The organism is Roseiflexus sp. (assembly GCF_057785375.1).
This window is the reverse complement of record NZ_JBYNRX010000066.1, coordinates 45338-55955: the sequence shown is the minus strand read 5'-3', so window position 1 is coordinate 55955 and position 10618 is coordinate 45338. Positions and strand designations below refer to the sequence as shown.

Sequence of the window (10618 nt, the reverse complement as noted above, 5' to 3'; positions counted from 1 at the left end):
CGTGCACCATGCAATGTGCAATGACCATCTTTCAACCTTCAACCTTCGCACCTGAAACCTCTCTCGCCTCTCGCCTCTCGCCTCTCGCCTCTCGCCTCTCGCCTCTCGCCTCTCGCCTCTCACCTCTCACCTCTCGCCTCTTTAGCATATCGTCTGCTCAATACCCAGGGCGCGCGCAATGGCGCGGATCTCGTCGGGTTGCAGCCCATCGGCGAGTTCACCGGCGCTCAGGTTGAGCACTTCGTAGCGCGCGCTCGTTTCCAGATACTCGATCAGATCGGCAGCACGCTTCACCGAAACGTCCGAGTGCGCCATGACGCCATGCTTGCTCCAGACAACCAGGCGATGGGTGTGCAACGCTGCCGCCGTCGCCGTCATCAACTCCGCCGAGCCTGGCAGAATGAAGGGCAGGACGGCAATGCCCTGCGGAAACGTCATGATCGTCTCTGGTTGCCAGCGGAAGAGTCGACGGTTCAGTTCAACCGGGTCGCGGTACTGCGGGATGTGGCTGAGGTACGTCAGGTGCAGTGGTTGCGCATGCACCAGCGCGCTGTACAGTGCGCCGGTAGCCGCTGCCTTATCGTTGTGCACCGCCAGGTGTGAATTGAGTTCGCTCGTGAGTCGGGTAAACCGGCGCGCGGGCGCCGTGTACAATCGGGCGTGCCTGCCATCTGGAGCAACCTGTAACACACCAAGGTTCTCCAGCGGACGGTCGTAGACTTCACGCAGCCGCGTGCCGGAGCCGGTCGCCAGCAGCCAACCGCCTGCCAGGGCAGGAGCGACGACCGGCAACTCGATTTCGTCGACCAGCGGGAAAACCGACTGAACCTCCAGCAACCATCCCGCATACACCGAGATATTGCCAGCCGCGCCTTCGCTGGCGCCAATCTCCGCCATTCGCCGTCCTGCTTCGCCAATCTGCAGCATGATGTCATCGAGCGTCGGAAACGGCGGTTCTTTGAGCGACATATGCAAGACTCCGTGTAGTGCAGACCTGCGCGCAATGACGCGCGAGATGATCGCGCGTTCTCACAGATTGTAGCATCAACACGACGCAACTGCTGCACATCTATGATCGGTGAGCGGTTCAAGTGTGGTATTATCAACCAATTACACAAGACGCGATGGAAATCGTATCTTTCGACGTTCCGTCACGGTTTTCTCACAGAAACGCTGCAACGGTATCGTGCCGTGCTCGACGAGACCACAACCGAATGGCAGCTGGCGCTACCGTACACGCTGCCACTGATGATCAGCGCATCATTAGCGGTGATAGTCGCCATCTTTGTCTGGCATCGCCGTACCGTACCCGGTGCACGACCACTGTTCGCCTTGAGCATCGCGGCTGCGGTCTGGTCGTTTGCTTATGCGCTCGAAATCGCCGCGACTCCGATGCCGATTGCGCTCTTTTGGGCGCGGATGCAATATCCGGGCATTATGACGTTACCGGTTGCCTGGCTTGTCTTTGCGCTGGAATATGCCAGCCTGGATCACTGGCTGACCAGGCGAAACCTGGCGCTGATCCTCATCATTCCCGTGCTGACGCAGATTGCCGTCTGGACGAACGATTACCACGGTCTGATCTGGCCACAGATTCAGGTGAATACCGACGGACCCTTTCCGATCCTCGATTTTGACCACGGACCGGCATTCTGGGTCTGTAACATCTATGCCCATATCTGCCTGGCAGTTGGCATATTGATCCTGCTCCGGCGCTTTGTGCGGTCGCAACGGCTCTACCTGAGCCAGATCGCAATCTTCCTGCTTGGAGCGATGGCGCCCTGGATCGGCAATGGGTTGTACGTATTGAGACTGACGCCGTGGACCGGGCTGGATCTTTCTCCGTTTGGGTTCACGTTCACTGCTGGCGCAATCGCATTTGGCGCCTTGCGATTGCGGTTTCTCGATATCGTGCCCGTTGCGCGCGATATTGTACTCGAAAGCATCAACCAGAGCGTCATCGTGCTCGATGAGCATAATCGGATTGTCGATGTCAACTGCGCCGCTCAACATGTGATCGGCTGCGCTGCCGCCGACATCATCGGAAAGCCAGTCCGTCAGGTGTTGAGCCAGTGGCCACAGATTCTTGATCGCTACTACGAGGTCGTTGAATTGAACGAAGAGGTGCAGATCGAGATTGAGGGACGGACGCTCGTTCTGGAGGTCCTTATCTCACCGCTGCGTGATCGTGATGGACGGCTGCGGGGGCGGGTGATCGTGTGGCACGACATTACTCGCCTCAAGCAGATCGAAGAGGCGTTGCGCCAGCAGAATGATAAGCTGATGACTCTCCAGCAGACCGCGATAGTCGCAAAGGAGCAAGCGGAAGCCGCATATCGCGCCAAGAGCAAGTTTCTGGCGTATATGAGCCATGAGGTGCGCACTCCGCTCAGCGCCATCCTGGGCTATGCCGATCTGATACGCATGGATCTCACACGCCAGGGCCAACCCCTGTATCGGGAGGAACTGGATGCCATCCGCGCCTCGGCGCAGCACCTGCTGGCGATTATCAATAACATCCTGGACCTCTCAAAGCTCGATGCGGGGAAAATGCCTCTGCATATCGAACTCTTCTCGATCGAAGCATTGGTGCACGATGTGACGCAGACAGTGCAGCTGCTCGCTGCGCACAATGGGAATACCCTGACGGTCACCCGCGCACCCGACGCCGATCTTATGATGAGCGAAAAGACCAAAATCCGGCAGACGCTGTTGAATCTTCTGAGCAATGCTGCAAAGTTCACCGAAAACGGCGCGATCACCCTCCGTATCTGGCGCGAGTCGCCTGTCACGCCCTCAACGAATGCAGCCGACGAAAGCGCAGACTGGATCACGTTCGAGGTCGCCGACACCGGCATTGGCATTGCACCTGAACATCTACCGTCGTTATTTCAAGATTTCTCGCAGGTAGAAGATACCGAACATCGCAAGTACAGCGGCGCCGGGTTGGGGCTTGCGATCAGCCGGCAATTCTGCCGGTTGATGGGGGGCGATATTACCATTGCCAGCGAGCCAGGAAAAGGTTCGACATTTACGATGAGGCTGCCAGCCGCAATCCGGTCGGATGATGCCAGCGAACATGCCTTCACGTCTGAACTTGAACAGGTGGATCAATGACGATCATCATGACAGTTGGCGATCTGGTGTGGGATGTGCTGGTCAAACCAGACGGACTGTTGCTCCCCGGCGGTGACACGACCGGCAGCATCAAACTGGCGCCGGGCGGATCGGCGGCCAATGTCGCCGTATGGATCGCCCGGTGTGGTGCGCCTGCCGGTTTTATCGGCGCCGTGGGCGCGGATATCTTCGGCGACCTGATCGCCGCCGACCTGCGCCAGGAAGGTGTCGAGGCGCATATCGTCCGCCTGCGCCACAGTGAAACCGGCGTTGTCCTGGCGCTGATCGACCGCGCCGGGCAGCGAAGTATGGTGACCAATCGCGGCGCCGATCATCGACTGCTGCCCGACATGCTGCCAGAAGCGGCGCTGCGCGCCTGCCGCCATCTTCACGTGACCGGATGGTCGCTCTTCAGCGATCCGCCGCGCGCCGCTGCGTTGCACGCGGCGCATATCGCCGGCGCCGGCGGCGCCACGATCTCGTTCGATCCGGCATCGTACCAGATCATTCGTGAGATCGGGTACGACCAGTTCAACCGGATTACTGCCGAGTTGCCGGTCGATATCCTGCTTCCGAATCGTGATGAGGGTGAAGTGTTGACCGGCGAGCGTGATCCGCAAGCAATCGCCGCAGCGCTGCGTGAACGCTTCCCCGGCGCACTGGTGGCGCTTAAGCTTGATCGCGACGGTTGCTTCATCATGACCCCCACGCTGGCACAGCATGTACCGGGACAGTCCATCGATACGCCGGTTGATACGACCGGCGCAGGGGATGCGTTCAATGGCGCATTTCTGGCGCATTACCTGGCGACCGGCGACGCGCTCACGGCTGCTCGTTTCGCCAACCGGATCGGCGCGTGGGTGGCGCAGCGCACTGGCGCCCGCCCGCCGATCGATGATGAACTGCAACGCATACTGCACGACATTGGACCCAACCCTTTCAAATAACAGGACTTACGCAGTGAGACGTTTTCTGGCGCCGCCAGAGCCCGCGGCAGGGTGACGCTCCCGATGAAGGTGGTGCGGGGCAGCGGCTTTGCCGCCGCACCACAAAAGCAGATACGCACCATGCTGCCGAAGGCAAGCTGTCACGCGGCTCGTCCGTGATGCGACCGCGTATGTCCTGTCAAATAAGCGCGCACAAAAGCGCAAAGATACCTGATCATTCATGAGGTTCCTGCATGCTCACACCCCCCATTCCGCCAAAACGACCGCGGATCATCTCACTTCACGGTGATACGCTCACTGACGATTATTTCTGGATGCGCGAACGCGACAACCCGGACGTGATCGCTCATCTCGAAGCCGAAAACCGCTACACCGAGGCGATGATGGCGCACACCGCCGCGCTCCGTGAGCGTCTGTACGACGAAATGCGCAACCGCGTGAAGGAAGACGACGAAAGCGTCGCGGAGCGTTATGGCGCGTTTGAGTACTACACACGCATCCAGGCGGGGCGACAGTATCCGATGGTCTACCGCCGCACCGCCGGTGCAGACGATGAAGAACTTCTGCTCGACATCAATGCACTTGCAGAAGGACAGACCTTCACCCGCATCGGGCTTTTCCTGCCAGCATACGACGGACGCCTGCTCGCCTATTCGGTCGACGTGGACGGATCAGAAACATATACGCTCTATCTCAAGGACCTGACGACCGGCGCGCTGCTCGATCAGCCCATTCCCAACACGTACTACGGCGCCGCCTGGAGCAACGACGGGCAATACCTGTTCTACACCACGCTCGACGATGCAAAGCGCCCCTATCGTGTGTATCGCCATGCCATCGGGAGCGACCCGGCGGATGACGTTCTGGTGTACGAAGAGCCGGATCCGCTCTTCCATCTGAGCCTGTCACTGACCCGCAGCCGCGCGTATGTCCTGATCACATCCCACAGTAACACAACGTCGGAGGTGCACGCCATTCCCGCTGATGCGCCGATGAACGCACCGCGCATACTATTGCCGCGTCGCCATCGGATCGAGTATACGGCGCATCACTGCGGCGATCATTTCTATTTTCTGACCAACGAGAATGCGCTCAACTTCCGTGTCGTGCGCGCGCCAGTAGCCGATGTGCGCCCGGAACTCCTGGAAGAAGTCATTTCGCACCGCGCCGATGTCATGATCGACGCTATCGACCTCTTCGCCGATCATCTGGTTGCATACGAGCGCTCCAACGCTCAGGAGCGCGTTGAGATCATCGACCTGCGCACTGGAGATGCACATGTACTGTCTTTCCCGGCGCCAGTGTACACACTGCAATCGTGGGACAGGGATGCGCTGTGGGAACCAAACCTGGAATTCGATACGGCAGTGCTGCGCCTGCACTATATGTCGCTGACGCAACCGCGCACCATCTACGATTATGAGATGCCCTCGCGCACGCTGACGCTCTTGAAGCGCGACGACGTATCGGGCTACGATCCATCGCACTACCACAGCGAACGGCTATGGGCGACCGCCAGCGATGGTGTGCGCGTGCCGATCTCGATCGTCTACCGCGCTGATGTGAGCCGTCCGGCGCCGCTGCTCCTGTATGGCTACGGTTCCTACGGCGCCACTGCCGATCCGCGGTTCTCGATCGAGCGGATCAGCCTGTTAGATCGGGGAGTTATTTTCGCCATTGCACATGTCCGCGGCGGCGGGGAACTGGGGCGCGCCTGGTACGAGGCAGGCAAGATGATGCATAAGCGCAACACCTTCACCGATTTCATCGCCTGCGCCGAATATCTGATCGCCGAAGGATACACCTCGCCGGATCGACTGGCGATCCTGGGTCGCAGCGCAGGCGGCTTGCTGGTCGGCGCAGTGGTTACTATGCGTCCCGACCTGATACGTTGCGCGGTCGCCGATGTGCCGTTTGTCGATGTCGTGAACACGATGCTCGATCCGTCGATCCCGCTGACCGCCATCGAATTCGAGGAGTGGGGGAACCCGGCGATTGCAGAGCAGTATGCATATATGCAATCGTATTCACCCTGCGACAACACAACGCCGCGCGCTTACCCGGCGATCCTGGCGACCGCCGGGCTGCACGATCCGCGGGTGCAGTACTGGGAACCGGCAAAATGGGTCGCAAAACTGCGGGATGTCAAAACGAACGATGCCCGTGTGCTGTTGAAGACCGACATGACCGCCGGGCATGCGGGCCCTTCGGGACGATACGACCGCCTGCGCGAAACGGTGTTCGAATATGCGTTTCTGCTCGATGGCCTGGGTATCGGATCAGAACCGTAACCATCAACCCAAACGAGAAGAGACGTTGCAGTGCAACGTCTCTTCGGGGCAACAACCGGTGGAGACGTTGCAGTGCAACGTCTCTGCATTTTTACGGCTTGACGCGCAGTTCGATCAGCGTGAACGTATTCTTACGCACGGAACCGACAGCATGGTAAATCACCGTCTCACCTGGACGCGCCTTCACGCTGCCAACCCGCACCGGATCGGTCGTTCCGGCAAGAGCGAACTGCACCCGGAAGCGCGTATTCACCGGCAATTCAGCCGATACCTGCTGACCATTGGCAAGATTGGGAATGACCGCCAACGCTACCGGGGAGTCGAATGTCTTGACAATCAAATCCACCGGCGGCAGCGGCGCCGTGTGGCGCGCCGTAATGCGGCCATTGCCAGCGCTTGCTGGGGTCACATCGTTGATGAACTTCGAGGCCGTCGGTGCACCGCTGGCAGTCAGGTGGGCAACAATCGTTGCATTCTCACCGCTGGCAAACGGCACGGTCGCAGCGACCGCGACCGGACCACTGCACGGGGGCGTAGACAGAGAGGCGGAGAGATGGATCTTAATGTCGTATGAGCCGGCTGGCAGCTCAATCGGCCCAACGGTATCGGTGTACTTGAAGCGCGTCAGCGCGCACGCGCCGTTGACCGATACATCGACCGGCAAACTCGGCTGGAGACCAAGATCGCGTCCGGGGATGCCGTGTACGACGTAGACCTTCGCGTTGCCAGCAGCCTGTGCAGGGGCGGCGATGAACGATGCAAGCGCAACTGCAACGAGAGCAACGAGCATCACAAATGATCGGCGAACCACGATGAGTGTCCTCCCTTTCTTTCCTTGCGCTTCCTTCTTTGCCGGGGATTGCAAGCGCTTGCGTCAGCAGGCACGTATGTAATTCCAGATCGGATGTCTGGAATGGTGGGCGAGTCTGAATCGAATCGATCGACAGCCAAAAGATGCAACGATCATGCGGGGGGTGAATTTTCTGGACTGCATGGGTGTTTTGCGCATTGTAATGTATGCTATACTTTTGTGCTATACTCTAGCCTGCGATGTAGTCTGCTGAAAGGAAAAGTTATGACACAACGACGCGGCGGCATCAAACGCAGTTCGCAACTGACTTTCCGACGGCGCCTGTTTATTGCGCGCATGTTGCTGCGTGGACCAGCGTCGACCGAGGACCTGATTACAGCCGTGCAACAGGAGCTTGGCGCTGAGGGGTACCCGGCCGCAGCCGTAGCAGCCCTCAAGCACGATCTCGATGCGCTCAAGTCATCCTATGGATGCCGGATCGCGTACCGTCGCGACTCTGGCGGTTATGTGCTGGAAGACCTGGGGACCCTCGCACTTCTGAAAGGTTCGGCTACGGTTCACGAAGCAATACGGGCGCTCGAAGCGCGCTTCCCTGCCGACTCAACCGATGCTGATGCAGCACATATACATACACTGCTCAATCACCTCCGATTGCTGGCGGCGATTGAACACTAATGGTCTATCCGGCAAAGCCTGTCAGGTGAGTGAAGGCAGCGTCTTTACCTACCCGGACGCACGTCACGCGGCGATTTTTCAGATAGCCTCCAGGCGATGGAAAGGATGTTCGGGCGGGCGGGTCTGAGACCCGCCCTTACGGGCAAGGCGGGGCTTTGACCCGCCCTTACGGGAGACCCCCGCGCGCTTGGGGCTGGTCTCAGACCCGCCCTTACGGGAGATGCCTGCACGCTCAGGAGCAGCGTGAGCAGTGAGTGTGAGAGGTCTTTCATGCGGCAGATTGTGCTTTCCGGCGGGTGGCGGCTCAGGCAGTACGATCCAGCGCGTGAATTCGCCGATCAGATCGATGACGACGAGGGATGGATACCGGCAACGATTCCTGGCGTCGTTCATCAGGACCTGATTGCTGCCGGGCTGCTGCCCGATCCGTTCGACGGGCTGAATGAGCACGCCGCACAGTGGGTTGGCGAGGTCGCCTGGCTGTATCGGTGTGATTTCGACGTGCCCGACGATCTTGCGCCGGATGAAACGGTGACGCTGTGCTTCGACGGCCTCGATACGTTTGCAAAGGTCTGGCTCAACGATGCGCTGGTGTTGAACCATGACAACATGTTCGTCCCGCGCCGCATCGAAGCGACCCGCCTGATCTATCCGGGAAGCAACCTGTTGATTGTGCTGTTGGACTCGGCGCTGCGCCGCGGGTGGGCGCGTGAAGCGGAAGGCGGCGCCCTGCCGCTCTGGAACGGCGATAGCAGCCGCCTCTATGTGCGCAAGGCGCAGTACCACTATGGCTGGGATTGGGGACCAACTCTGTTGACCGCCGGTCCCTGGCGTCCAGTTCGCCTGGAGATGTTTACAGCGCGCATTGCCGATCTCTCCTGCCCGGTCGAAGTTGATACCGATCTGCAGAACGCAACGATCGCCGTGCAGGTCGCAATCGAAGCGGGACAACACATTGCGCGCAACGCGGAGGAGATGGCGCGCTTCCTGGCGGGGATGACCATGCAGGTTGATCTGTTCGATCCTGATGGCACGCTGGTTGCTGCGGTCACGCTGCCGGTTGATGGAGGCGGCGGCGCAACCCGGCTGCATGTGTCCGCGCCGCGCCTGTGGTGGCCCAATGGCTACGGCGATCATCCGCTGTATCGCCTGGTTGCCACGCTCCAGAACAGCAATGGCGCACTCGACCGACGCGAGTTGCGCATCGGGCTGCGACGGCTGCGGCTGGTCCAGGAACCGCTCGAAGACGAACCGGGGACAACCTTTTTGTTCGAGGTCAATAACGTTCCCATCTTTTGCGGCGGGGCGAACTGGATCCCCGCCGACAGTTTCGTGACGCGCATCACGCCGGCGCGGTATCGCGCGTGGTGTGAACAGGCGGCGGCGGCGAATATGGTCATGCTGCGCGTCTGGGGCGGCGGCATCTATGAGGACGACGCATTCTACGACGCTTGCGACGAACTTGGGTTGCTGGTGTGGCAGGATTTCATGTTTGCCTGCGGCATCTACCCGGCGCCGGGATGGTTCCGCGACAGTGTGCGCGCCGAGGCGGAAGCGCAGGTGCGGCGCCTGCGACATCACGCCTGCCTGGCCCTCTGGTGCGGCAACAATGAGGATTATCAGATTGCCGCCGCCACCGGACGCTATGATCCCAACCTTACCCCGGAAGAGAACGCCGATCGTTTTCCGGCGCGCCTGATCTACGAACGTCTACTGCCCGACATCTGCGCCACCCTCGATCCAACGCGCCCCTACTGGCCCGGCAGTCCATACGGTGGCGCCGACGGCGCCGATCAAACATTCGGCGACCGGCATACCTGGGAAGTCTGGCATGGACGTGTCGCGCCTTACCAGCAGTATGCCGCCTACCACGGTCGCTTCGTTAGCGAATTCGGCATGCAGGCGTTTCCGGATCGTGCCACGATCGAAGCGTTCGCGCCGCCCGCCGAGCGCTACCCGCAGAGTCGCACCCTCGATCACCACAACAAAGCAGCCGACGGTCCCCGCCGCCTGGCGGTTTACCTGAACGATAACGTGCGCATTCCCTACGACCTGGACGGGTACATCTACGCGACGCAACTGGTGCAGGCTGAGGCGCTGGCAACGGCAATCCGCGCCTGGAGACGGCGCTGGGGAGGACCAGGACGCTATGCGACGGCTGGCGCGCTGATCTGGCAGCTGAACGATTGCTGGCCCGTTGTCAGTTGGTCGCTGATCGACTATTATATGCGCCCCAAACCGGCGCTCTATGCGGTGCGGCGCGCGCTTGCACCCATTGCGCCCGGTCTGGCGCGCACCGCCGATAGCGTCGAACTGTGGGTGGTCAATGGAAAAACGACGACGGCGGATGTCGATGTTGAACTGCGCACCTGGACGCTCAACGGCGACCTGCTGGTGCTCGATAAATTGCAGGTGTCGCTGCTCCCCAACCGCACCACCGAACTGGGGCAGTTTGGCTTCGATCCAGGAGCAGCGCTGATCTTCGACGCCCGTGTCATCGTGAACGGTCAGATTGTGGCGCGCGCCTCGCTCTGGCCCGAACCACTCAAGTATCTGACGTTCCCCGATCCGGTAATCGTGCTCGATCTGGTGTCTGGGGATGAGTTGCACATCCGCGCAGCCCACCCCGCCAAAGGCGTGGTGCTCGCTGCCGGAGACGGCGTTGCCTGGAGCGACAATTACCTCGATCTGATGCCGGACGATGAGCAGGTGATCCACGCCGGCGGCCTGGGCGAACGTGCGGTCAGCGTGCGCTGGCTCGGAATGGAGTGACTCGC

7 protein-coding genes are annotated in these 10618 nt (G+C 60.3%); 5 read left to right on the top strand and 2 right to left on the bottom strand.

Going from position 1 to position 10618, the window contains the following annotated elements:
* Nucleotides 1-141: 141 nt before the first annotated feature.
* Nucleotides 142-969: a class II aldolase/adducin family protein gene (locus tag AC3EA7_RS11905; protein WP_488614276.1), complete on the bottom strand. Its 828-nt coding sequence runs from the start codon at nucleotides 967-969 to the stop codon at nucleotides 142-144.
* Nucleotides 970-1191: 222 nt separating this feature from the next.
* Here AC3EA7_RS11905 and AC3EA7_RS11900 point away from each other — a divergent pair, with 222 nt between their 5' ends.
* The 3 genes from AC3EA7_RS11900 (at nucleotide 1192) to AC3EA7_RS11890 (ending at nucleotide 6355) form a co-directional block, all read left to right on the top strand.
* Nucleotides 1192-3117 carry a histidine kinase N-terminal 7TM domain-containing protein gene (locus AC3EA7_RS11900; protein WP_488614275.1) on the top strand — a complete coding sequence of 642 codons (1926 nt, stop codon included), beginning with the start codon at nucleotides 1192-1194 and terminating at the stop codon, nucleotides 3115-3117.
* Nucleotides 3114-4064: a carbohydrate kinase family protein gene (locus AC3EA7_RS11895; RefSeq protein WP_488614274.1), complete on the top strand. Its 951-nt coding sequence runs from the start codon at nucleotides 3114-3116 to the stop codon at nucleotides 4062-4064. Before AC3EA7_RS11900 ends, AC3EA7_RS11895 begins: the two co-directional genes overlap by 4 nt.
* 233 nt (nucleotides 4065-4297) lie before the next feature.
* On the top strand, nucleotides 4298-6355 hold the full coding sequence (locus tag AC3EA7_RS11890) for a S9 family peptidase (protein WP_488614273.1): 2058 nt from the start codon (nucleotides 4298-4300) through the stop codon (nucleotides 6353-6355).
* Between the two features lie 91 nt (nucleotides 6356-6446).
* On the opposite strand, the gene AC3EA7_RS11885 is transcribed toward AC3EA7_RS11890, so the two are convergent.
* Nucleotides 6447-7166 (bottom strand): DUF4397 domain-containing protein, encoded by a 720-nt coding sequence (locus tag AC3EA7_RS11885; protein WP_488614272.1) that lies wholly within the window; start codon nucleotides 7164-7166, stop codon nucleotides 6447-6449.
* Nucleotides 7167-7430: 264 nt separating this feature from the next.
* Here AC3EA7_RS11885 and AC3EA7_RS11880 point away from each other — a divergent pair, with 264 nt between their 5' ends.
* A complete protein-coding gene (locus AC3EA7_RS11880; protein WP_488614271.1) occupies nucleotides 7431-7841 on the top strand; it encodes a hypothetical protein in 411 nt (136 codons plus the stop codon).
* Between the two features lie 270 nt (nucleotides 7842-8111).
* The gene (locus AC3EA7_RS11875) at nucleotides 8112-10613 is read left to right on the top strand and encodes a beta-mannosidase (protein WP_488614270.1); all 2502 of its coding nucleotides are present in this window, start codon (nucleotides 8112-8114) and stop codon (nucleotides 10611-10613) included.
* Nucleotides 10614-10618: the final 5 nt, after the last annotated feature.

Coding starts and splice junctions, on each gene's coding strand:
- AC3EA7_RS11905 (WP_488614276.1), bottom strand. CDS start 969: ATGTCGCTCAAAGAACCGCCGTTTCCGACGCTCGATGACATCATGCTG.
- AC3EA7_RS11895 (WP_488614274.1), top strand. CDS start 3,114: ATGACGATCATCATGACAGTTGGCGATCTGGTGTGGGATGTGCTGGTC.
- AC3EA7_RS11890 (WP_488614273.1), top strand. CDS start 4,298: ATGCTCACACCCCCCATTCCGCCAAAACGACCGCGGATCATCTCACTT.
- AC3EA7_RS11880 (WP_488614271.1), top strand. CDS start 7,431: ATGACACAACGACGCGGCGGCATCAAACGCAGTTCGCAACTGACTTTC.
- AC3EA7_RS11875 (WP_488614270.1), top strand. CDS start 8,112: ATGCGGCAGATTGTGCTTTCCGGCGGGTGGCGGCTCAGGCAGTACGAT.